At 74.2% G+C, this 21,886-nt stretch carries 17 protein-coding genes and 1 riboswitch; of the genes, 10 read left to right on the top strand and 7 right to left on the bottom strand.

Going from position 1 to position 21,886, the window contains the following annotated elements:
* Positions 1 to 22: 22 nt before the first annotated feature.
* From Saso_RS04110 to abc-f, 3 genes are all read right to left on the bottom strand, one after another.
* On the bottom strand, positions 23 to 826 hold the full coding sequence (locus tag Saso_RS04110) for an enoyl-CoA hydratase/isomerase family protein (RefSeq protein WP_189927834.1): 804 nt from the start codon (positions 824 to 826) through the stop codon (positions 23 to 25).
* 147 nt (positions 827 to 973) lie between these two features.
* Positions 974 to 1,195 (bottom strand): helix-turn-helix domain-containing protein, encoded by a 222-nt coding sequence (locus Saso_RS04105; protein WP_004002281.1) that lies wholly within the window; start codon positions 1,193 to 1,195, stop codon positions 974 to 976.
* 389 nt (positions 1,196 to 1,584) lie between these two features.
* Complete coding sequence (abc-f, locus tag Saso_RS04100) at positions 1,585 to 3,183, bottom strand: ribosomal protection-like ABC-F family protein (protein WP_189927835.1); 1,599 nt, start codon at positions 3,181 to 3,183, stop codon at positions 1,585 to 1,587.
* Positions 3,184 to 3,432: 249 nt separating this feature from the next.
* On the opposite strand from abc-f, the gene Saso_RS04095 reads away from it, so the two are divergent.
* Positions 3,433 to 3,843, top strand: coding sequence for a VOC family protein (locus Saso_RS04095; RefSeq protein WP_189927836.1), 411 nt, complete (start codon positions 3,433 to 3,435; stop codon positions 3,841 to 3,843).
* A gap of 84 nt (positions 3,844 to 3,927) precedes the next feature.
* On the opposite strand, the gene Saso_RS04090 is transcribed toward Saso_RS04095, so the two are convergent.
* From Saso_RS04090 to Saso_RS04080, 3 genes are all read right to left on the bottom strand, one after another.
* A complete protein-coding gene (locus Saso_RS04090; protein WP_189927837.1) occupies positions 3,928 to 5,364 on the bottom strand; it encodes a hypothetical protein in 1,437 nt (478 codons plus the stop codon).
* 214 nt (positions 5,365 to 5,578) lie between these two features.
* Positions 5,579 to 6,715, bottom strand: a complete 1,137-nt coding sequence (locus tag Saso_RS04085) for an alpha/beta hydrolase (protein ID WP_189927838.1) — start codon at positions 6,713 to 6,715, stop codon at positions 5,579 to 5,581.
* A gap of 136 nt (positions 6,716 to 6,851) precedes the next feature.
* Entirely contained in the window at positions 6,852 to 7,577 is a 726-nt protein-coding gene (locus Saso_RS04080) for a class II aldolase/adducin family protein (RefSeq protein ID WP_189927839.1), read from the bottom strand.
* 561 nt (positions 7,578 to 8,138) lie between these two features.
* Between Saso_RS04080 and Saso_RS04075 the strand changes: the two genes are divergently transcribed.
* The 9 genes from Saso_RS04075 (at position 8,139) to cobI (ending at position 20,993) form a co-directional block, all read left to right on the top strand.
* Positions 8,139 to 9,395, top strand: coding sequence for an inorganic phosphate transporter (locus Saso_RS04075; RefSeq protein WP_189927840.1), 1,257 nt, complete (start codon positions 8,139 to 8,141; stop codon positions 9,393 to 9,395).
* A 34-nt stretch (positions 9,396 to 9,429) separates the two neighbouring features.
* Complete coding sequence (locus tag Saso_RS04070) at positions 9,430 to 9,651, top strand: hypothetical protein (RefSeq protein WP_189927841.1); 222 nt, start codon at positions 9,430 to 9,432, stop codon at positions 9,649 to 9,651.
* A gap of 131 nt (positions 9,652 to 9,782) precedes the next feature.
* A riboswitch (cobalamin riboswitch) is annotated at positions 9,783 to 9,922 on the top strand.
* 101 nt (positions 9,923 to 10,023) lie between these two features.
* Complete coding sequence (locus Saso_RS04065; protein ID WP_189927842.1) at positions 10,024 to 11,007, top strand: cobalamin biosynthesis protein; 984 nt, start codon at positions 10,024 to 10,026, stop codon at positions 11,005 to 11,007.
* Positions 11,004 to 12,536 (top strand): cobyric acid synthase, encoded by a 1,533-nt coding sequence (locus Saso_RS04060; RefSeq protein WP_189927843.1) that lies wholly within the window; start codon positions 11,004 to 11,006, stop codon positions 12,534 to 12,536. Before Saso_RS04065 ends, Saso_RS04060 begins: the two co-directional genes overlap by 4 nt.
* Positions 12,533 to 16,189: a cobaltochelatase subunit CobN gene (gene cobN / locus Saso_RS04055; RefSeq protein ID WP_189927844.1), complete on the top strand. Its 3,657-nt coding sequence runs from the start codon at positions 12,533 to 12,535 to the stop codon at positions 16,187 to 16,189. The genes Saso_RS04060 and cobN overlap by 4 nt, the downstream gene beginning before the upstream one ends.
* On the top strand, positions 16,186 to 18,231 hold the full coding sequence (locus tag Saso_RS04050) for a putative cobaltochelatase (RefSeq protein ID WP_189927845.1): 2,046 nt from the start codon (positions 16,186 to 16,188) through the stop codon (positions 18,229 to 18,231). The genes cobN and Saso_RS04050 overlap by 4 nt, the downstream gene beginning before the upstream one ends.
* Positions 18,231 to 18,830 carry a cob(I)yrinic acid a,c-diamide adenosyltransferase gene (gene cobO, locus Saso_RS04045; RefSeq protein ID WP_189927846.1) on the top strand — a complete coding sequence of 200 codons (600 nt, stop codon included), beginning with the start codon at positions 18,231 to 18,233 and terminating at the stop codon, positions 18,828 to 18,830. Before Saso_RS04050 ends, cobO begins: the two co-directional genes overlap by 1 nt.
* Before the next feature lie 4 nt (positions 18,831 to 18,834).
* Complete coding sequence (locus tag Saso_RS04040; protein WP_372442400.1) at positions 18,835 to 20,262, top strand: cobyrinate a,c-diamide synthase; 1,428 nt, start codon at positions 18,835 to 18,837, stop codon at positions 20,260 to 20,262.
* A complete protein-coding gene (gene cobI / locus Saso_RS04035; RefSeq protein ID WP_189927847.1) occupies positions 20,247 to 20,993 on the top strand; it encodes a precorrin-2 C(20)-methyltransferase in 747 nt (248 codons plus the stop codon). The genes Saso_RS04040 and cobI overlap by 16 nt, the downstream gene beginning before the upstream one ends.
* A gap of 32 nt (positions 20,994 to 21,025) precedes the next feature.
* Here cobI and Saso_RS04030 read toward each other — a convergent pair whose 3' ends face one another.
* A complete protein-coding gene (locus tag Saso_RS04030) occupies positions 21,026 to 21,829 on the bottom strand; it encodes a ZIP family metal transporter (RefSeq protein WP_189927848.1) in 804 nt (267 codons plus the stop codon).
* Positions 21,830 to 21,886 lie beyond the last annotated feature (57 nt).

Raw genomic sequence — 21,886 nt, 5'->3', positions numbered from 1 at the left:
GCGGGGTCCGGGAGGAGGCGGCTCATTCGCCGATCCCGGCCAGGTCCCGCAGCCGGCGGCCCTGGGCGGCCCGCTCGGCGGCGCGCTGCTCGTCGTAGGTGCGGTCGGCGGCGCCCCGCAGCAGGGCCTTGGTCTCGATGACGGCCTCCCGGGGTGCGGCGAGGACCGCGGCGGCGAGCTCGCGGGCCGCCGCGTCGAGTTCCGCCGCGGGCACGGCGAGGTTGGCGAGGCCCGAGGCGACCGCCTCCTGCGCGCCGACGAACCGGCCGGTCAGGCAGATCTCGGCGGCGCGGCCGTAGCCGACCAGCGAGACGAGGGGGTGGGTGCCCGTCAGGTCGGGTACGAGGCCGAGGCCGGTCTCCCGCATGGCGAACTGCACGTCGTCGGCGACGACCCGCAGATCACAGGCGAGGGCCAGCTGGAAGCCGGCACCGATGGCATGGCCCTGGACGGCGGCGATGGACACGAGGTCGTTGCGCCGCCACCAGGTGAAGCCCTCCTGGAACCCGGCGATGGCGGCGTCGAGTTCGGCGTCGCCGCTGCGCGCGAGATCGATGAAGGACGGCTCGCCCTCGATCCCCTCGGGCGTGAACATCTGCCGGTCGAGCCCCGCGGAGAAGGACTTGCCCTCGCCGCGCAGCACGACCACGCGGACGGAGCCCGGCACCAGCTGCCCGGCCTCCGCGAACGCCCGCCACATGGCGGGGCTCTGCGCGTTGCGCTTGGCCGGGTTGGCCAGCGTCACCGTGGCGAGCGCGTCGTCGACGGTGAGGCGTACGCCGTCCTTGTCGAGCAGGGGAACGAGTTCCTGGTCGGGCGTGGCCATGTCGTGCCTCCGATGGGTGCGGTCAGCTAGCGGTCAGCTAAGTGACTGCACAGTAACCACCCGGCCGATCCGGAATCCCGCCGGGCCCCTTCAGGGTCCGGAGGGGCACCGGCCGGGTGGTCACCGAAGGCGGTGGGCCGGCCCGCGTCAGGACGAGGCGGCCTTCTTGCCCCGGGTCGCCCCGCCGCGCCCGCGCAGCGTGACGCCCGACTCGCTGAGCATCCGGTGGACAAAGCCATACGAGCGACCGGTTTCCTCGGCCAGCGCCCGGATGCTCGCCCCGGAGTCGTACTTCTTCTTCAGGTCTGCCGCGAGCTTGTCGCGCGCGGCGCCGGTCACCCGGCTGCCCTTCTTCAGAGTCTCGGCCACCCGTGCCTCCTCATGGGAAGTGCGCTCTGGTCATCCTCATGATCACCCCTCCGGCGCGTGATGGCCACCCATTCGGCAAGGTCCGTGCGACAGGGTTTTGACGACAGGAGCGCGTCCCCACGAACGGAATGCCGGATTCCAGCTGTCGGCGTTCGTGGGGCCGAACGGGTTGTCCCGTGAAAGGGCAGGTCAGAGACGCGCGACGGCCGACCCCTTGTCGACAAAGGGATCGGCCGTGAAATCGATGTAGGACACACCTCGATACGAGGAGATCTCACACAGATGATGGATCACCGGTAGGCCGAATGATCCAGACGAATGATCCAACGCCGTGGATCACCCGTCGGAGCGCGCGGCGGACGGCCCGTGGCCGCGGCCCGCCGGGCCGGTCAGGCCAGGGCGACCAGATCCGCGTAGTCGGCACCCCACAGGTCCTCGACGCCGTCCGGCAGCAGGATGATCCGCTCCGGCTGGAGCGCCTCCACCGCGCCCTCGTCGTGGGTGACGAGGACGACCGCGCCCTTGTACGTCCGCAGCGCGCCGAGGATCTCCTCGCGGCTGGCCGGGTCGAGGTTGTTGGTGGGCTCGTCGAGCAGCAGCACGTTGGCCGAGGAGACCACGAGCGTGGCCAGGGCCAGCCGGGTCTTCTCCCCGCCGGACAGGACACCGGCGGGCTTGTCGACGTCGTCGCCGGAGAACAGGAAGGAACCGAGCGTCTTGCGGACCTCGACCAGATCCAGGTCGGGGGCGGCGGACCGCATGTTCTCCAGGACCGTGCGCTCGGGGTCGAGGGTCTCGTGCTCCTGCGCGTAGTAGCCGAGCTTGAGCCCGTGGCCGGCGACGACCTCTCCGGTGTCGGGCTTCTCCGCCCCGCCGAGCAGCCGCAGCAGGGTCGTCTTGCCGGCGCCGTTCAGTCCGAGGATCACGACGCGCGAGCCCTTGTCGATGGCCAGGTCGACGTCGGTGAAGATCTCCAGCGAGCCGTAGGACTTGGACAGGCCCTCGGCCATCAGGGGCGTCTTGCCGCAGGGCGCGGGCTCGGGGAAGCGGAGCTTGGCGACCTTGTCGGACTGGCGGACCGCTTCCAGGCCGGAGAGCAGCTTGTCGGCACGGCGCGCCATGTTCTGCGCGGCGACCGTCTTGGTGGCCTTGGCGCGCATCTTGTCGGCCTGCGAGTGCAGCGCGGCGGCCTTCTTCTCGGCGTTCTGCCGCTCCCGCTTGCGGCGCTTCTCGTCGGACTCGCGCTGCTGCTGGTAGAGCCGCCAGCCCATGTTGTAGACGTCGATCTGGGAGCGGTTGGCGTCGAGGTAGAACACCTTGTTGACGACCGTCTCGACCAGGTCGACGTCGTGGCTGATGACGATGAAGCCGCCGCGGTACGTCTTGAGGTAGTCGCGCAGCCAGACGATCGAGTCGGCGTCGAGGTGGTTGGTCGGCTCGTCGAGCAGCAGTGTGTCCGCGTCGGAGAACAGGATGCGGGCCAGCTCGACCCGGCGTCGCTGACCGCCGGAGAGCGTGTGCAGGGGCTGGCCGAGCACCCGGTCGGGCAGGTTGAGCGCGGCGGCGATGGTGGCGGCCTCGGCCTCGGCGGCGTAGCCGCCCTTGGTGAGGAACTCCGTCTCCTGGCGCTCGTACTGGCGCATCGCCTTGTCGCGGGTGGCGCCGCTGCCGTTGGCGATCCGCTGCTCGTTCTCGCGCATCTTGCGGATCAGCACGTCCAGACCGCGCGCGGACAGGATGCGGTCGCGGGCCAGCACGTCGAGGTCGCCGGTGCGGGGGTCCTGCGGGAGGTAGCCGACCTCGCCGGAGCGGGTGACCTGTCCCGCGGCGGGGATGCCCTCCCCCGCCAGGACCTTGGTCAGCGTGGTCTTGCCGGCGCCGTTGCGCCCGACGAGACCGATGCGGTCGCCCTTGGCCACACGGAAGGAGGCGTTCTCGATGAGGATGCGGGCACCGGCGCGCAGCTCGATGCCGGAGGCGGAGATCACGGACAGACTCCAGTGCGGGGGTCGTTGGCGGGATGGGCGGCTGAGGACGTTCCCGCCGTCTAATGCGCGAGGAGAATGGCCATGAGGCCAGTCTAACGGGCCGATGCAAGCACTTTTTCTGGCTTCAGGTGTTCGATCTTCGCCCGCGCCCGGTGCGCCGGTGTCGCGGGGCGTTGTCGGTGGCGGGTGCCAGACTGGGCGACGGCGGACGAATCCGGCACCGGCATCGATCCCAGGGGAGTGATCCGCATGGCAGGCACGAGCGCGCGGCCCGGCATCTGCCCGGCACTGCTGTACGCCGACGCGAAGGCGGCGATCCGGCAGCTCACACAGGCGCTGGGCTTCACCGAACTGTCCGTGTACGAGGGAGAGGACGGCGCGGTCGTACACGCCGAGCTGGCGCAGGGCAACGGCGTGGTGATGCTCGGTTCCAAGGGGCGCGGCGGTGTCTTCGACACGGCGATGAAGGACGGGGGTCCGGCCGGGGTGTACGTGGTGGTGGACGACGTGGACGCACACCACCGGCGGGCCGTGGAACACGGCGTGGAGGTCCTGACGCCCCCGACGGACCAGGACTACGGCTCCCGCGACTACCTGGCCCGCGACCTCGAGGGCAACCTCTGGAGCTTCGGCACCTACGCGCCCGAGCTACAGGGCTGAGGGCGCCCCGCCCCCTCGCAGGACCCGCCGGGGCCTGCCCGGGCCGGGCGCGGAGCTCCCCGGGGAGCTCCGCGCGGGGGCCGGTCAGCTGCCCCCGGTGTGCACCTGGAACGCGGCCCGGCGGACGGCCTTGGCGAGCGCCGGGTCGGGATGCGCGGCGGCGAGCGCCACGAGCACCTGCACGGTGCGCGGATGCCCGACCGCCCGCACCTCGGTCAGCAGCGCGGGGACGGTCGGCTGAAGGGCGGACTCCAGATGGCGCACGAGCATCGGCGCCTCCCCGTGGTCGGCCACGGCCGCGGCGGTGTCGACCCACAGCCAGGTGGCCTCCTGCCGGGTGAGCACCTCGTGGGCGTCCTCCGGGTCGACGCCGTCGTGTTCGGCGAGCCACAGCAGCGCGTACGGCCGCAGCGCCGGCTCGTCGACGACCGCGCGGACGTCGGGCTCGGCGGGGGCGCCGACGACGCGCAGCGCCTCGAAGGCGAGGCCGCGCAGCAGGGCGTCGTCGCCCCGGGCGGCGAGGAGCAGTTCGGCGACGGCGCTGCCGACGGTCCGGGCGGCCAGCCAGGCGCGGTACTCCGCGCGGGCCGCGTTGGGGCGCAGCTGGGCGCAGCCGCGCAGCATGGCCTCGGCCGACTGCTCGATGTTGCCGGCCGGGCTCTGCGCGGCGACGCAGATCTGCTCCAGCTTGACCCACACCGCCCAGCTGCCCAGCGGTGTCAGCGTGGCCTGGCCCGAGCCGCAGGTGAGGGCGCCCACGGCGGCGAGGGCGTGCAGCGCCCAGTCGAGCAGCGGGGCGAGTTCGGCGTTGTGCGCGGGCTCCGCCGGGTCGGCGTCGGCGGAGAGGACCGGGGCGAGGGGGGTCGCGGGTTCCGAACCGGCGCCGTAGGGCACCTCGCAGCGTTCGGTGCGCAGTTCGGTGACGCGCTGGCGCAGCAGGTCCAGCAGCTGCTCCACGGGGACGGGCCCGGCGGAGAGCTGGAGGAAGGAGAGCACCTGGGGCATGGCCGAGACGACCTCGGCCACCGCGCCGGGCTCCTGGTCCCCGGGTTCCGGGGAGGCCAGCGACCAGGCGTCGAACAGGGCGACCCAGCCGCGCAGGACGGCGCTGTCGTCGCGGTTCCAGGCGCGCAGGCGCCAGCCGGGGCGGGCGCTGTCGCCGTGCACCTCGACGAGACCGGCGAGGCGGGCGGTGTCCCAGTCGGCACGGACCCGGTCCGTGGTCAGGCCCAGATCGGCGGCCGCGCGTTCGGCGGTCGCGTCGGAGAGGGTGGCCTTGCCGTCGGCCGTGGCGGCGTCTCGGCCGGGGCCGAGGGCGTTGTCGGCCCAGCGGGCGACGCGGGCCGCGGCGGCCAGTCCGGAGCGCGCCATTCTGGCCAGCTCCGCGGGGGCCGGGGTGCCCTCCGGCGGGCGGGGTGCGGGGCGGCGCGGGCGCCGCTCGTTCACAGCTGAGGGTGCGGCGGCCAGGGGTCGCGGGCGGACGAGTCGAAGCCTGGAGTCGCGCGGGATACGGGACGTCACGGGTGCAGTCTTCCGGTTGACGGTCCGAAAACCCAAACGGAATGTCACGGCGGGCTACGGGACTGGCCAAGGCACCGGGTTCCGCGCGGGGTCGGCGGGTGCGTTCAGGCCAGTGGTACGGGCTTGAACGGAACCGGCGGGACCGGTCCGGGAGCCCGCGTCCGCGCGGGCCGGGAGCGGACCCGCGCGGTGGGCGGCCGGGATCTGCGGCGGGTCACATCAGCGGGGTCAGGAAGCGGCGCAGGGCCTCCTCGTAGGCGGCCGGGTCGGGGTTCCACATGGCGCCGTGCGGCGCGTGCGGGACGGTGTGCAGGGTGACCAGCTCGGGGCGGCGGCCGGCGAGGCGGCGGGAGGGGCCCCAGGGGGCGACGGTGTCGTCGGGGCCGTGCAGGACGAGCGTCGGGACCCTCAGCCGGTCCGGGTCGGCCACCGCGTCGCCGTGGCCGCCGGGGCCCGAGTGCAGGCCGGTGCGGCCCTCGGCGGCGCGGACCGCGAGCGGCAGCAGCGCGCCGGGGGTGTGCCGCGCGGCGGCGAGGGCGCGCACGGTGGTCCGCCAGTCGAGGACCGGGGAGTCCAGGACGAGCCCGGAGACGAGGTCGCGCAGCCCCGAGTCGGCGGCGGCGCGCAGGGCCATGGTGGCGCCGGTGGACCAGCCGAACAGCACGAGGCGTTCGGCGCCGTAGCGCACCGCGTACCGCATGGCCGCGTCCAGGTCGCGCCACTCGGTGGCGCCGAGGTGGTTCAGGCCGTCCGGGGAGCGGGGCGCGCCGAGGTCGCCGCGGTGGGCGAGGGCCAGCACGGGGAAGTGCCTGCGGTGCAGGAAGCCCATGACGTTCAGGGCGTGTTCCCGGGTGGTGCCCAGGCCGTGCACGGCGATCACCCAGGTGCGGCGCGCCGCGGGGACGAACCAGGCGGGCAGGTTGCCCAGCTCGCCGGGGACGTCGATGTCGGCGTGGTCGAGGCCGAGGGCGCTGCCGGGGTTGCCGACATGGAGGTTGGGGGTGAGCCAGACGGCGTCGCCGGGGTCCAGGGTGCCGTGGGTGACCCGCTCCAGGCGGCGCACGACGGTGTCGGCGGAGGCCGCGGCGGTGGGCAGGACCGGGCCCACGACGGCGTGGGAGCCGTTGCCGGCGAGGCCGTAGGTGCCGGGGCGCAGGGCGGCCAGGTCCCGGGTGAGCGTGATCCGGCCGGCGGCCGTGCCGTGCACGGTGAGCCGCGGTTCGGTGGGCAGCGGGCGGCCGGGAGACGCCTTCAGCGCGGCGTCGCTGGCCAGCCGGCCGGCGGCGACACTGACGGCGGAGGCGGCCAGGGCGGCGGTGACGGCGGCGGCCGTCGCTTTGACAGTGCGCACGCGTCCAGTGTCCTGGCCCGTCCACCTCCCGGCCAGTGGTGAGGGTGGCCGGGGGACGGCGACGGGAGGCGGGCGGGGCCGGGCACGGCGGGGTGCGGGCGGTGCGCCGGGCGGGCGCGGCGGCGGGGCGGGCGGGTCAGTCGCGCTGGCCGTACCCGCGCAGCCGTTCGCCCGCCTCGGCGATCTGTTCCTCCGTCAGCAGCGAGGGTTCCAGGCCGGGTACCGAGGCGGCGGTCAGCCACAGGCGGCACATCCACTCCAGTTGGGCCGTGCGGTCGTAGGCCTGGTCGAGGGTGGTGCCGTAGGTGAGGGTGCCGTGGTTGCGCAGCAGGCAGCCGCTGCGGCCGGCGAGGGCCGTGAGCATGTGGTCGGCCAACTCCTGGGTGCCGTAGGCCGCGTAGGGGGCGACCCGGACGGGGCCGCCGAGCGCGCCCGCCATGTAGTGGACGCGGGGCAGCTCGGTGACGAGGGTCGAGACGGCGGTCGCGTGCACGGCGTGGGTGTGGACGATCGCCTCGGCGTCCGTGGTGCGGTAGACGGCCAGGTGCATGGGCAGCTCGCTGGTCGGGCGCAGGGTGCCGAGGACCTGCCGGCCGGTGAGGTCGACGCCCGTGACGTCGTCCGGGGTGAGCCGGTCGTAGGGCACACCCGAAGGGGTGACGAGCACGGTGTCGCCGACGCGTACGGAGACGTTGCCGGAGGTGCCGACGACCAGCTGGTCGGCCACCGTGCGGCGGGCCGTCGTGACGAGGGCCTCCCAGGCCCGTGCCTCCTCGAGCACCGCGTGCCGGCCCGGTCGTTCCCGGTCCGGTGCGCCTCGGCGCTCCCGGGCGTCCACCTGCTCGTGCCGCTGCTCAGCCATGCCGCGATCCTGCCAGCCGCGGCGGGCCGCCGCCGGAGAACCCGCCCGTCACGCACCGGCGGGGTCCGGGCCGAGGTCGCGGTGGGCGTTTCGTACACGATGACCGCCGGCGAGGGCCGGACCGGCGGGGCCGCGCCGGCCGGGGGCGGGGGGCGGTACGGGCCCGGCGGTGAGTTCCGGCATCGAGGGCTCGGGGGCGGGCAGGGGGGTTCCGGCACGGGGTCCCGCGGTGGCGCGGGGCCGGGTGGACGGGTTCGTTCCGGCTCCCCTCGCCGACGGGCTCCGAGGGGTCCCGGGCACCCGTGGGCAGGGGCGTTCCGGGGCCGGCGATCACCCCTCGTGAGTCGACCGTCACGGCGTGACGAGGATCTCGTCCGGCGTCCTGGAACGGCCCGTCGGGCAGGGCCGGCGCCGGGCGGCCGTACGGCGCCCGGCCGGGCGGCGGAGGGGCTCTCCCGACCCCCGTACACAGACACCCGGATGCCCTTCTCAGTTCATCTTCCGTTCACCCGGATTGCTTACGGTCAACCAGCCAATGACTTCGAACGATTGCCTGGGTAAATGGAAAACTTCTCGCTGATCCTCGCGATTGTGGTCGTTACCGCACTCGCGTTCGATTTCACGAACGGTTTTCACGACACCGCCAACGCGATGGCCACCACCATCTCGACCGGTGCACTCAAGCCCAAGGTCGCGGTGGCCATGTCCGCCGTGCTCAACCTTGTGGGCGCTTTCCTCTCGGTGGAGGTCGCCAACACGATCTCCAAGGGTCTCGTCGACGAGACCGGCATCCGTCCCGAGGTCATCTTCGCCGCCCTGGTCGGCGCGATCCTCTGGAACCTGCTGACCTGGCTGGTGGGTCTGCCCTCCAGTTCCTCGCACGCCCTGATGGGCGGTCTGATCGGCGCCACCATCGCCTCGGCCGGTACCGGCGCGGTGCACGGTGACGCCCTGGTCACCAAGGTGCTGATCCCCGCGATCGCGGCACCGATCGTCGCGGGCGTCGCGGCGATGCTCGCGACCCGGCTGTCCTACACCCTCGGCAAGAAGGCCGACGGCAAGGCCGCGGCCAAGGGGTACCGCACGGGCCAGATCGCCTCGGCCGGTCTGGTCTCCCTCGCGCACGGCACCAACGACGCGCAGAAGACGATGGGCATCATCACCCTGGCCCTGGTGGCCGGCGGCGCGGTGGCCCCCGACTCCGACCCGCCCACCTGGGTCATCCTCTCCGCAGGCCTGGCCATCGCGCTCGGCACCTACCTCGGCGGCTGGCGCATCATCCGCACCATGGGCAAGGGCCTGACCGACCTCCAGCCGCAGCAGGGCTTCGCCGCCCAGACCAGCGCGGCCACGGTCATCCTGGCCTCCTCCCACCTCGGCTTCTCCCTCTCCACCACCCACTCGGTCTCCGGTTCGGTGATGGGCGCGGGCCTCGGCCGCAAGGGGGGCGTGGTCCGCTGGTCGACCGCGACCCGCATGTTCGTCGCGTGGGGCCTGACGCTCCCGGCCGCGGCCCTGGTGGGCGCGCTCGCCGAGTCCGTCACCGACCTGGGCGACTGGGGAACGGCCGTGGTCGCGGTCTTCCTGATCGCCTCCAGCGCGGCCATCTGGAAGATCTCCCGCCGCGAGGTCGTCGACGCCTCGAATGTCAACGCGACCGAGGAGCCGGCGGGTGTCATCACCACCGCGATCGCCGTCGTCACCCCGCCGCCCACCGGCACGCTCCCCGAGGAGCAGGAGACGGATCTGACGGCCACGATCCCCGGCCCGGCCGTAGAGCCGGTGGCCCCCGCCGCTCCCCCGGCCGCGGCCGTCTGAGCCCGCGCACCCGGTACGAAGGAAGAGAAGCAGCATGACAATCGACTGGGCAGCCCTGGGCTCCGTCTTCGGCGTCAGCCTCGTGGTCACCGTGGGCCTCGTGGCCCTGTTCACCCTCGGCGTCATGGGCCTGTCGCGGCAGGAACGGGCCGCGGCGGAAGGCGGCTCGGCCACCCTCGCGGTGACCGGCGCGTACGCCTGCTTCGCGGCCTGCGCCGCGGCGGTGGCCTACGGGATCTCACTGATCGTCGCCTGACGCACCATCCGACACCCGAGGGGTGCGGGACGGACCACCGTCCCGCACCCCTCGGTCGTCGTGACCGGCGCCGACCGGTCCGTGTGGGGTTCTGCACACTCTCCTCTCGCAGGTCAACAGCAAGTTGACGGCCCTTCCGGGCCCGTGGTGGACTTCCCGGGCCATGTACGGAGGCAGAAGAGGAAGCCGGTGCGAATCCGGCGCGGTCCCGCCACTGTCACCGGGGTAGTAACCCCCGGGAGCCAGGAACTCTCGCCGCCGGTCTCGTCGAACCAGGGCGTGGACACCCTGAGTGAGGACATATCGCCATGCCTGCTCGGCCGTCGAGGTACCGCACCGGATCGCTGTCCGACCGCACGGCCGGCTGAGCCGATGCGTGCCGATCGCCTCTACGCGTACGGCGCCGCCACCGGCCTCCTGGGCGACCTGCTCCTCGGCGATCCGCGCCGCGGGCACCCCGTCGCCGTGTTCGGACGGGCCGCCGGCGCCGTGGAACGGGTGCTGTGGCGGGACCACCGGGGATGGGGCGCCCTCCACACCGCCGTCTGCGCCGGTGCCGCCGTGGGCCTGGGAGCCGCCGCCGAGAAGGCCGTACGCCGGTCCCCCGCCGCCTCCGTAGCGCTCGTGGCCGCCGCCGCCTGGGCCGTCGTGGGGGGCAGTTCACTGGTCCGCGAGGCGCGGGCCGTCGGACGCGCCCTGGAGGCCGGCGACATCGACACCGCCCGCGAGCGGCTGCCCCACCTGTGCGGCCGCGACCCGCAGGCGCTCGACGCCGACGGGATCGCCCGGGCGGTCGTGGAGTCCGTCGCCGAGAACACCTCCGACGCCGTCGTGGGCGCCCTGGTGTGGGGGGCCGCGGGGGGCGTGCCGGGGCTGCTCGGGTTCCGGGCCGTCAACACCCTGGACGCCATGGTCGGACACCGGTCGCCGAAATACCTGCGCTACGGCTGGGCCGCCGCCCGCCTCGACGACGTCGCCGGCTGGCCGGGGGCGCGGCTGACCGCCGCGCTCGCCGCCGTCGCGGGCGACGAACCGCGGGGCGCGGTGCGGGCCTGGCGCGCCGACGCGCACAGGCATCCGAGCCCCAACGCCGGGCCCGTGGAGGCGTCCTTCGCGGGCGCCCTCGGGGTGCGGCTGGGCGGGACCCTGTCGTACGCGGGGCGGGTGGAGCACCGGCCGGTGCTCAACGCGGCGGCCGGGCGGCCCGTAGCCGTCCGGGACATCGAACGCGCCGCACGGCTCTCGCGCCGCGTCGGCCTGCTCGCGCTCGGCGTCACCGTCGCCGCGCGCACCGCCGCACACGTCGCCGCCACGCGTTTCGCCGCCACCGGCCGCACGAAGGGACGTACGTCATGAACGGGGGCCTCCTCGTCGCCGGCACCACCTCCGACGCCGGCAAGAGCGTCGTCACCGCCGGGATCTGCCGGTGGCTGGTACGGCAGGGGGTGAAGGTCGCGCCCTTCAAGGCGCAGAACATGTCGCTCAACTCGTTCGTCACCCGGGAGGGCGCGGAGATCGGCCGGGCCCAGGCCATGCAGGCGCAGGCCTGCCGGGTGGAGCCGACCGCGCTGATGAACCCCGTGCTCCTCAAGCCGGGCGGCGAGCGCAGCAGTCAGGTCGTGCTGCTCGGCAAGCCGGTCGGCGAGATGAGCGCCCGCGGGTACCACGGGGGGCGGCAGCGCGAACTCCTCGGAACCGTCCTCGACTGCCTCGCCGAACTGCGGGGCACGTACGACGCGGTGATCTGTGAGGGCGCGGGCAGTCCGGCCGAGATCAACCTGCGGCGGACCGACATCGTGAACATGGGGATCGCGCGGGGCGCGCGGCTGCCCGTGCTCGTGGTCGGGGACATCGACCGCGGGGGTGTCTTCGCCTCCTTCTTCGGCACCGTCGCCCTGCTCTCCCCCGAGGACCAGGAACTCGTCGCCGGGTTCCTCGTCAACAAGTTCCGCGGGGACGTCTCCCTGCTGGAACCGGGCCTGGACATGCTCCACGGGCTGACCGGGCGCCGGACGTACGGTGTGCTGCCGTTCCGGCACGGGCTCGGCATCGACGAGGAGGACGGCCTGAGGGTCTCGCTGCGCGGGACCGTGCGGGAGTCCTCCACGGCCCCGCCCGTCGGCGAGGACGTGCTGCGCGTCGCCGTCTGCGCGATCCCCCTCATGTCGAACTTCACGGACGTGGACGCACTGGCCGCCGAACCCGGCGTCGTCGTGCGGTTCGTGGACCGGCCGGAGGAACTGGCCGACGCCGACCTGGTGGTGATCCCGGGGACCCGGGGCACCGTGCGCGCCCTCCAGTGGCTGCGCGAGCGGGGGCTGGCCGACGCCATCGTGCGCAGGGCGGCCGCGCAGCGGCCCGTCCTCGGCGTCTGCGGGGGCTTCCAGCTCCTCGGCGAGCACATCGAGGACGACGTCGAGAGCCGGCTCGGGCACGTGGCGGGCCTCGGCGTCCTTCCGGTCCGGGTGCGGTTCGCCCGGGAGAAGACCCTCACCCGGCCCGTCGGGGAAGCCCTCGGCGAGCGGGTCGAGGGCTACGAGATCCATCACGGGGTCGCCGACGTGACCGGCGGGGAGCCGTTCCTCACCGACGGCGGGGGGCGTCCCCTCGACGGCTGCCGGGTCGGACAGACCTGGGGCACGCACTGGCACGGCTCGCTGGAGTCGGACGGCTTCCGGCGGGCCTTCCTGCGCGAGGTGGCGGCCGCCGCGGGCCGCCGTTTCGTGCCAGCCGCCGACACCTCGTTCGCCGCGCTGCGCGAGGAGCAGCTCGACCGGCTCGGCGACCTGATCGAACAGCACGCGGACACCGACGCGCTCCGGCGGCTCATCGAGTCGGGCGCGCCGCAAGGACTGCCCTTCATTCCACCGGGAGCGCCCGCATGAGCACAGTGTTGTTGTTGTCGACCGCCGACACGGACCTGCTGGCGGCCCGGGCCGCCTCCGGCGCCGCGTACCGGATCGGCAACCCGACCCGGGTGGACGTCGCCGCGGAACTCCCCGCGCTGCTCGACGGCGCCGACATCGCCGTCGTCCGGCTGCTCGGCGGCAAGCGGGCCTGGGAGGACGGGCTCGCCGCGCTGCGGGCGTCCGGGGTGCCGACCGTGCTGCTGGGCGGCGAGGCCGTGCCGGACGCGGAGCTGATGGCCGAGTCGTCGGTGCCCGCCGGTGTGGTGGCGGAGGCGCTGCGCTATCTCGTCGAGGGCGGCCCGGCCAACCTGACCGAGCTGGCGCGCTTCCTCTCCGACACCGTGCTGCTGACGGGCGAGGGGTTCGTCGAGCCGCGGAAGATGCCTGAGTACGGCGTCCACGGCGAGCGTCCCCTCGTCGAGGGGCGGCCGACCGTGGGGGTGCTGTTCTACCGGGCGCACGAACTGAGCGGCAACACCGCCTTCGTGGACACGCTGTGCGACGCGGTGGAGGCGCACGGCGCCAACGCCCTTCCCGTGTACTGCGGTTCGCTGCGCGGCGCGGACCCGGGGCTGTACGAGATCCTCGGACGCGCCGACACCCTGGTCGCCACGGTCCTCGCGGCCGGCGGCACGCACGCCTCGCAGGCCTCGGCGGGCGGCGACGAGGAGGCCTGGGACGTCGGCGCGCTCGCCGACCTCGACGTGCCCGTGCTCCAAGGGCTCTGCCTCACCTCGTCGAAGAGCGCCTGGGAGGCGTCCGACGCGGCCCTGTCCCCCATGGACGCGGCGATGCAGGTCGCCATCCCGGAGTTCGACGGGCGGATCGTCACCGTCCCCTTCTCCTTCAAGGAACAGGGCCCGGACGACGTCCCGGTGTACATCGCCGACCCCGAGCGGGCCGGCCGCGTCGCCGGGATCGCCGTGCGGCACGCCCGGCTGCGGCACAAGCCGAACGCCGAGAAGAAACTCGCGCTCGTCTTCACCGCCTACCCGACCAAGCACTCGCGGGTCGGCAACGCGGTCGGTCTCGACACGCCCGCCTCGGCCGTGCGGGTCCTGGACGCGCTGCGGGACGCCGGGTACGTCGTCGAAGGACACCCCGACAACGGTGACGAGCTGATCCACCGGCTGATCGACGCCGGCGGCCACGACGTCGAGTGGCTGACCGAGGAGCAGCTGGCCGCCGCGCCCGCGCGGGTGCCGCTGGCCGACTACCGGGCGTGGTTCGACAAGCTGGACCCGCGGCTGCGGGACGGGATGCTGGAGGCGTGGGGCGAGCCGCCGGGCTCGCTGTACGTCGACGGGGACGACGTCGTGCTGGCCTCGCTGAGTTTCGGGAACGTCGTGGTGATGATCCAGCCGCCGCGCGGCTTCGGCGAGAACCCGATCGCGATCTACCACGACCCCGACATGCCGCCGTCGCACCACTACATGGCGGCCTACCGCTGGCTGGAGAACTCCTTCGGCGCCGACGCGATCGTGCACATGGGCAAGCACGGCACGATGGAGTGGCTGCCGGGCAAGGGCCTCGGGCTGAGCGGCGGGTGCGCGCCGGACGCCGTCCTCGGTGACCTGCCGCTCGTCTACCCCTTCATCGTCAACGACCCCGGGGAGGGCACCCAGGCCAAGCGGCGCGGGCACGCCACCGTCGTCGACCACCTCGTCCCGCCGATGGCGCGCGCCGACACCTACGGCGACCTGGCCAAGCTGGAGCAGCTCCTCGACGAGTACGCGCTCGTCTCCGACCTGGACCCGGCGAAGGCGCCGGCCGTGCGCGCGCAGATCTGGACGCTGGTCAAGGCGGCGGAGCTCCACCACGACCTGCACGTCGACGACCAGCCCGACGACGACGCCTTCGACGAGTTCGTCATGCACATCGACGGCTATCTGTGCGAGATCAAGGACGTGCAGATCAGGGACGGGCTGCACATCCTCGGCGGCGGTCCGGTCGGCGAGGCGCGGGTGAACCTCGTGCTGGCCGTGCTGCGCGCCTCACAGGTGTGGGGCGGGCGGGCCAACGCGCTGCCGGGGCTGCGGGCCGCGCTGGCCGCCCATTTCGGGCTGGTCGAGAAGGAGCTGCTCGCCGAGCCGGGCGCGCCGGTGAAGGTGCCCGTCGAGCTGACGGACCTCGTCCGGGGCCCCGCCCGGACCGGTGCCGACGCCGTCGACCTGCTGGAGCAGCTGTGCCGGCGGATCGCGGAGGGCGCCGAGGAGCGCGGCTGGGACCCGGCGGGCGGCCGGGCCCTCGTCCGTGAGGTCCTCGGCACCGAACTCCCGGACGCCGTCGCGGTGCTGGAGTTCGCGTGCACGGAGGTCGTGCCGCGGCTGGCGAGGACCACCGACGAGATCGGGCACATCCTCAAGGCCCTGGACGGCGGTTACGTCCCGGCCGGCCCCTCGGGCTCGCCGACCCGCGGTCTGGTCAACGTGCTGCCGACCGGGCGCAACTTCTACTCGGTCGACCCCAAGGCCATCCCGTCCAGGCTGAGCTGGGAGGTCGGGCAGTCGCTCGCCGACTCGCTCGTGCAGCGGTACCTCCAGGACACCGGCGCCTACCCCAAGTCCGTCGGCCTGACGGTCTGGGGCACGTCCGCGATGCGCACCCAGGGCGACGACATCGCCGAGATCCTGGCGCTGCTGGGCTGCCGTCCGGTGTGGGACGACGCCTCCCGCCGGGTGACGGGATTCGAGATCGTGCCGCTCGCCGAGCTGGGCAGGCCGCGCATCGACGTCACGGTGCGCATCTCCGGGTTCTTCCGGGACGCGTTCCCGCACGTGGTGGGGCTGATCGACGACGCGGTGCGAGCGGTGGCCGAGCTGGACGAGCCCGCCGACCGGAACTTCGTGAAGGCCCACGTGGACGAGGACGCCGCCGCGCACGGCGACCGGCGGCGCGCGACGGCCCGGGTCTTCGGCTCCAAGCCGGGGGCCTACGGAGCCGGGCTGCTGCCGCTGATCGACGCCCGCAACTGGCGTTCGGACGCCGACCTCGCCGAGGTGTACGCCGTCTGGGGCGGTTACGCCTACGGGCGCGGACTCGACGGGCGGGCGGCGCGCGGGGACATGGAGACGGCGTTCCGGCGGATCGCCGTCGCCGCGAAGAACGTGGACACGCGGGAGCACGATCTCGTCGACGCCGACGACTACTTCCAGTACCACGGCGGCATGGTCGCCATGGTGCGGCATCTGACGGGCGCCAACCCCGAGGCCTACGTGGGCGATTCGGCGACGCCGGACCAGGTCAGGACCCGCACGCTGGGCGAGGAGACGCACCGGGTCTTCCGGGCCCGGGTGGTCAACCCGCGCTGGATGGCGGCGATGCGCCGGCACGGCTACAAGGGCGCCTTCGAGATGGCGGCGACCGTCGACTACCTCTTCGGCTACGACGCCACCGCGGGCGTCGTCGACGACTGGATGTACGAGAAGCTCAGTGCCGAGTACGTCTTCGACGCGGAGAACCGGGACTTCATGAAGAAGTCCAACCCGTGGGCTCTGCGGGGCATCACCGAGCGGCTCCTCGAAGCCGCCGACCGCGGGCTGTGGGCCGAGCCGGACGCCGACACGATCGAGCGGCTGCGCGGCACCTATCTGGAGCTCGAAGGCGACTTGGAGGGCGACGAGAAGTGAGTACCCCGTTCCCGTTCACGGCCGTCGTCGGCCAGGACGACCTGCGGCTCGCGCTGCTGCTGAACGCCGTCTCTCCCGCGGTGGGCGGTGTGCTGGTCCGCGGGGAGAAGGGCACCGCCAAGTCCACGGCCGTGCGCGCCCTGTCGGCGCTCATGCCGGCGCTGGACGTCGTCACCGGCTGCCGGTTCTCCTGCGACCCCGGCTCCCCCGACCCCGCCTGCCCGGACGGGCCGCACGAGCCGGGGGCGTTCGAGACCCGGCCGGCCCGGATGGTCGAACTGCCCGTCGGCGCCTCCGAGGACCGGCTGGTCGGCGCCCTCGACATCGAACGGGCGCTCGCCGAGGGCGTGAAGGCCTTCGAGCCGGGGCTCCTCGCCGACGCGCACCGCGGGATCCTCTACGTCGACGAGGTCAACCTGCTGCACGACCACCTCGTCGACCTGCTGCTCGACGCGGCCGCGATGGGCGCCTCGTACGTGGAGCGCGAGGGCGTCTCGGTGCGGCACGCCGCACGGTTCCTGCTCGTGGGCACGATGAACCCCGAGGAGGGCGAGCTGCGGCCGCAGCTGCTCGACCGGTTCGGGCTGACGGTCGAGGTGACCGCCTCGCGCGAGCCCGACCAGCGGGTGGAGGTCGTACGGCGGCGGCTCGCGTACGACGACGACCCGGACGCGTTCGCCGCGCGGTGGGCCGACGAGGAGGGCGCCGTGCGCCGGCGGATCGTGGCCGCGCGCGAGCTGCTGCCCTCGGTGCGGCTGGGCGACGGCGCGCTGCGGCAGATCGCGGCGACCTGTGCCGCCTTCGAGGTGGACGGCATGCGTGCCGACATCGTGATGGCGCGGACCGCGGTGGCGCTGGCCGCGTGGGCCGGGCGCACCGACGTGCTCGCCGAGGACGTGCGGCAGGCGGCGCTGCTCGCGCTGCCGCACCGCAGGCGCCGCAACCCCTTCGACGCGCCGGGGCTGGACGAGGACAAGCTCGACGAGACGCTGGAGCAGTTCGGCGGCCAGGACGACGAGGACCCCGACCCCGACCCCGACGGGCCGGGCGGCGGGGACGGCGGCGAGCCGCCGCGCTCCGACGGCGACGGGCCGCGGGGCGAGGACGACGCCCGGTCCGAGCCCGGCGAGGGCGCCGAGGGCGCCGAAGGCCCCGGGAACGCGGCGGACGGCACGCCGCAGGAGGGCGGGTCCGGTGCCGGGGAGCGGTCCGCCGCCCCGGCCGCCGAGCCGTTCCGTACGAAGGTGCTGAGCGTCCCCGGGATCGGGGAGGGCGCCACCGGCCGGCGCTCACGGGCCCGGACCGAGCACGGGCGGACGACGGGTGCGCGCCGGCCCCGGGGGACGCTGACCAAGCTGCACCTGGCCGCCACGGTGACGGCCGCCGCCCCGCACCAGCGCGAGCGGGGCCGCACCGGGCGCGGGTTGGTGGTGCGCCGGGACGATCTCCGCCAGGCGACCCGGGAGGGGCGCGAGGGGAACCTCGTGCTGTTCGTCGTGGACGCGTCGGGGTCGATGGCGGCCCGGCAGCGGATGGGCGCGGTGAAGGGCGCCGTGCTGTCGCTGCTGCTCGACGCCTACCAGCGGCGCGACAAGGTCGGGCTGGTCACCTTCCGGGGGACGTCCGCGGACGTCGCGCTGCCGCCCACCTCGTCGGTGGACGCGGCCGCCGTCCGGCTGGAGTCGCTGCCGACCGGCGGGCGGACGCCGCTCGCCGCGGGACTGCTCAGGGCGCACGACGTGCTGCGGGTGGAGCGGCTGCGGGACCCGGCCCGGCGGGCGCTGGTCGTCGTCGTGACGGACGGACGGGCCACCGGCGGTCCCGAGCCGGTCGCGCTCGCCGGGCGGGCGGCCCGGCTGTTCGCCGCCGAGGGGATCGCGTCGGTGGTCGTCGACTGCGAGTCGGGGCCCGTGCGCCTCGGGCTCGCGGGACGGCTCGCGGGCGAACTGGGAGGGACGGCCGTGACGCTGGAGGAACTGCGGGCGGACTCCATCGCCGGGCTGGTCAGGGATGTGCAGGGGACTTCGAGGAGGACCGCGTAATGCCTCAGGGGCAGCCGAGTGTGGTGCCGGACGACGGGCTGACCACACGTCAGCGACGGAACCGGCCGCTGGTGATCGTGCACACGGGGATCGGCAAGGGCAAGTCCACCGCCGCCTTCGGGCTCGCGCTGCGGGCCTGGAACCAGGGGTGGCCCATCGGGGTGTTCCAGTTCGTCAAGTCGGCGAAGTGGAAGGTCGGCGAGGAGAACGCGCTGCGCGTGCTGGGCGCCTCGGGCGAGGGCGGCACCGTCGACTGGCACAAGATGGGCGAGGGGTGGTCCTGGGTCCAGCGGGATTCCCAGATGGACAACGAGGAGAAGGCCCGGGAGGGCTGGGAGCAGGTCAAGCGGGATCTCGCCGCCGAGACGTACAAGCTGTACGTGCTCGACGAGTTCGCGTACCCGATGCACTGGGGGTGGGTCGACACCGACGAGGTCGTCTCCGTGCTGCGGGACCGGCCCGGCACCCAGCATGTCGTGATCACGGGGCGGAACGCGCCGGAGAAGCTCGTCGGGTACGCCGATCTCGTCACCGACATGTCCAAGTTCAAGCATCCGATGGACGCGGGCCAGAAGGGGCAGCGGGGTATCGAGTGGTGACACCGTGCTGACCTCCCCGTCCTCCCCGTCCCCCGCCCCGGCGCGTTCCGTGCCCCGGCTGGTGATCGCCGCGCCCTCCTCGGGCAGCGGCAAGACCACCGTCGCCACCGGGCTGATGGCCGCGCTCACCGCGCGGGGGCTCGCCGTGTCCCCGCACAAGGTCGGGCCGGACTACATCGACCCCGGCTACCACGCGCTCGCGACCGGGCGCACGGGCCGCAACCTCGACGCCTATCTGTGCGGCCCCGAGCTGGTGGGGCCGCTGTTCGCGCACGGGGCGCACGGGTGCGACATCGCCGTGGTCGAGGGCGTGATGGGGATGTTCGACGGGGCCGCGGGCGAGGGCGAACTCGCCTCGACCGCGCAGGTGGCGAAGCTGCTGCGGGCGCCGGTCGTCCTGGTGGTCGACGCCTCGTCGCAGTCGCGGTCCGTGGCCGCGCTGGTGCACGGGTTCGCCTCCTGGGACCCCGAGGTGCGGATCGGGGGCGTGATCCTGAACAAGGTCGCCTCCGACCGGCACGAGGAGCTGCTGCGGGAGGCGCTGGAGTCGGCCGGGGTGCCGGTGCTGGGTGTGCTGCGGCGGGCGGCCCAGGTGGAGACGCCCGCGCGGCATCTGGGGCTGGTGCCGGTCGCCGAGCGGCAGGCCGCGGCGGTCGACGCCGTCGCGGCCATGGCGGCGCAGGTTTCCCGGGGGTGCGATCTGGAGGCGTTGGTCGCGCTGGCGCGGTCCGCGGGAGTGTTGTCGGGTGCGGCCTGGGACGCGGCCGAGGCGCTGGCCTCCTCGCCCCCGCCGCCCCTTCCCGTCCCGACCCCGGAGGGGGGACTCCCGGACGGGCTGGTTATCGCCGTGGCGGGCGGGGCCGCGTTCACCTTCTCCTACGCCGAGCACGCCGAGCTGCTCGGTGCCGCCGGGGCCGAGGTCGTCGTCTTCGATCCGCTTCGGGACGAGCGGCTCCCGGAAGGGACGGCCGGGCTGGTCGTCGGAGGCGGGTTCCCCGAGGTGTACGCCGCCGAGCTGTCCGCGAACGAGGCACTGCGCGAGGAGGTCGCCGCCCTCGCCGGGTCCGGGGCGCCGGTCGCCGCCGAGTGCGCCGGGCTGCTGTACCTGTGCCGGGAGCTGGACGGGCGGCCGATGTGCGGGGTGCTCGACGCCACCGCGCGGATGAGCGAGCGGCTCACGCTCGGGTACCGCGACGCCGTGGCCGTGAGCGACAGCGTGCTGGCCGTGGCCGGGACCCGGATGCGCGGACACGAGTTCCACCGGACCGTCGTCGAGCCCGGCGCGGGGACCGCTCCCGCCTGGGGCGTACGGGCCCCGCGGCGGGTCGAAGGCTTTGTGCAACGCGGTGTGCACGCGAGTTATCTGCACACGCACTGGGCGTCCGAGCCCGGTGTGGCCCGTCGGTTCGTGGAGAGGTGCCGGACGTCATGAGCGACAGCAGACTGGTCGGAGTCGGGGTCGGGCCCGGCGACCCCGAGCTGGTGACCGTCAAGGGGGTCAACGCGCTGCGGGCCGCCGAGGTCGTCGTGGTCCCCGTGATGGACAGCGGTGAGCGGGGCCGGGCCGAGGCCACCGTGCTGCACTACGTGCCGCAGGAGAAGATCGTCCGGGTCGTGTTCGCGCTCAACGAGCGGACCGACCGCTCGCGCCGCGAGGCCGCCTGGGACGCGGCCGGGGAACGCGTCGCCGAGCTGCTGCGCCGGCACGGCAGCCTGGCGTTCGCCACCATCGGGGACCCGAACGTGTACTCCACCTTCACCTACCTCGCGCAGACGATCGTGGAGTCGGTGCCGGGCGTGGTCGTCGAGACCGTGCCGGGGATCACCGCCATGCAGGACCTGGCGGCACGGTCGGGCGCCGTGCTGACCGAGGGCACCGAGCCGCTGACCCTGGTGCCGGTGACCGCGGGGGCGGCCGTGCTGAAGGACGCCCTCGCCGGGCCCGGCACCGTCGTCGCGTACAAGTTCGGGCGGCAGGCCGCCGAGGTCGCCGAGGCGCTGCGGGAGACCGGGCGGATCGGGGACGCCGTGTGGGGGTCGGCGCTCGGTCTGGAGCAGGAGTCGATCCGGTCGGCCGACGAGCTGGACGGCGAGCCGCTCCCCTACCTCTCCACGCTCATCGCGCCCGCGCGGCGCGAGGGCGGCCGGGGCGGCAAGCTGTGAGTCCGTCCGCGCTCCGGCCCCGGGGCCCCCGCTCACGAGGCCAGGCCCACCACCAGCCAGATGAAGGCCGCGCCCGCGACCGTGCACAGCAGGGTCGACCGGGCGGGGTGTTCGTGGTGGGCCTCGGGCAGGATCTCGGCCGCCGCCAGATACAGCAGCGCGCCGCCGAAGAAGCCCAGATAGCCGCCGAGCAGCTGCTCGGGAATGGTGACGAACGTCGTCGAGGCCGCGCCCACGACCGGCGCCGCCGCGTCGGCGAACAGCATGGCCAGGGCCTTGCGCCGGTCGTTCCCGTACAGGCTGGTGAGCGTGTAGGTGTTGAAGCCGTCCGCGAAGTCGTGGGCGACGACCGCGAGGGCCACGGCGAGTCCCATGCCGCCGCCCACCTGGAAGGCCGCGCCGATCGCCACGCCGTCCATGGCGCTGTGGAAGACCATCGCCGCGGCCGCCGTCAGGCCGACCTCCGGGGCCCTGCCGTCGGTGATCCTGCCGTCGGCGCTCCGGTGGGCGGGGTGTCCGTGGCCGTGGTGCTCCGGCGGCCCGGCCGGGGGCACGTGCTCCTCGGCGCCGTGCGCGGCCCGGCGCGCCGCGAGCAGGCGTTCGACCAGATGGGCCAGCAGGAAGCCCGCGACGAACAGCAGCAGCGCCGCCGGGACGCCGAAGACCTCGGCGCCGGCCGCCTCCAGGGCCTCCGGCAGCAGGTCCAGGCCGACCACGCCGAGCATCAGCCCGCCGGCCAGGCCCAGCACCAGATGGCGGCGGTCGGTCACGTGCTGTGCCGTCCAGCCGCCGGCCAGCGTCATGAGGAACGCGCCGAGCGCGACGAAGACCGCCATAGGCCCTTGCTATCCGATCGACCCCCTGTCGCGCACATCCGCGCCGTCCGCTGACGC

It is taken from the genome of Streptomyces asoensis (assembly GCF_016860545.1).
Taxonomy (GTDB): domain Bacteria; phylum Actinomycetota; class Actinomycetes; order Streptomycetales; family Streptomycetaceae; genus Streptomyces; species Streptomyces asoensis.
Note: the sequence above shows the minus strand (reverse complement) of the source record. Positions and strands in the feature narration are given on the sequence as shown.

Bases quoted from the DNA above. Each gene is read 5' to 3' on its own strand.
- Saso_RS04065 (WP_189927842.1), top strand. From the start codon at position 10,024: ATGCGTGCCGATCGCCTCTACGCGTACGGCGCCGCCACCGGCCTCCTG.
- Saso_RS04095 (WP_189927836.1), top strand. From the start codon at position 3,433: ATGGCAGGCACGAGCGCGCGGCCCGGCATCTGCCCGGCACTGCTGTAC.
- Saso_RS04030 (WP_189927848.1), bottom strand. From the start codon at position 21,829: ATGGCGGTCTTCGTCGCGCTCGGCGCGTTCCTCATGACGCTGGCCGGC.
- cobO (WP_189927846.1), top strand. From the start codon at position 18,231: ATGCCTCAGGGGCAGCCGAGTGTGGTGCCGGACGACGGGCTGACCACA.
- Saso_RS04070 (WP_189927841.1), top strand. From the start codon at position 9,430: ATGACAATCGACTGGGCAGCCCTGGGCTCCGTCTTCGGCGTCAGCCTC.
- Saso_RS04080 (WP_189927839.1), bottom strand. From the start codon at position 7,577: ATGGCTGAGCAGCGGCACGAGCAGGTGGACGCCCGGGAGCGCCGAGGC.
- Saso_RS04075 (WP_189927840.1), top strand. From the start codon at position 8,139: ATGGAAAACTTCTCGCTGATCCTCGCGATTGTGGTCGTTACCGCACTC.
- cobN (WP_189927844.1), top strand. From the start codon at position 12,533: ATGAGCACAGTGTTGTTGTTGTCGACCGCCGACACGGACCTGCTGGCG.
- Saso_RS04060 (WP_189927843.1), top strand. From the start codon at position 11,004: ATGAACGGGGGCCTCCTCGTCGCCGGCACCACCTCCGACGCCGGCAAG.
- Saso_RS04110 (WP_189927834.1), bottom strand. From the start codon at position 826: ATGGCCACGCCCGACCAGGAACTCGTTCCCCTGCTCGACAAGGACGGC.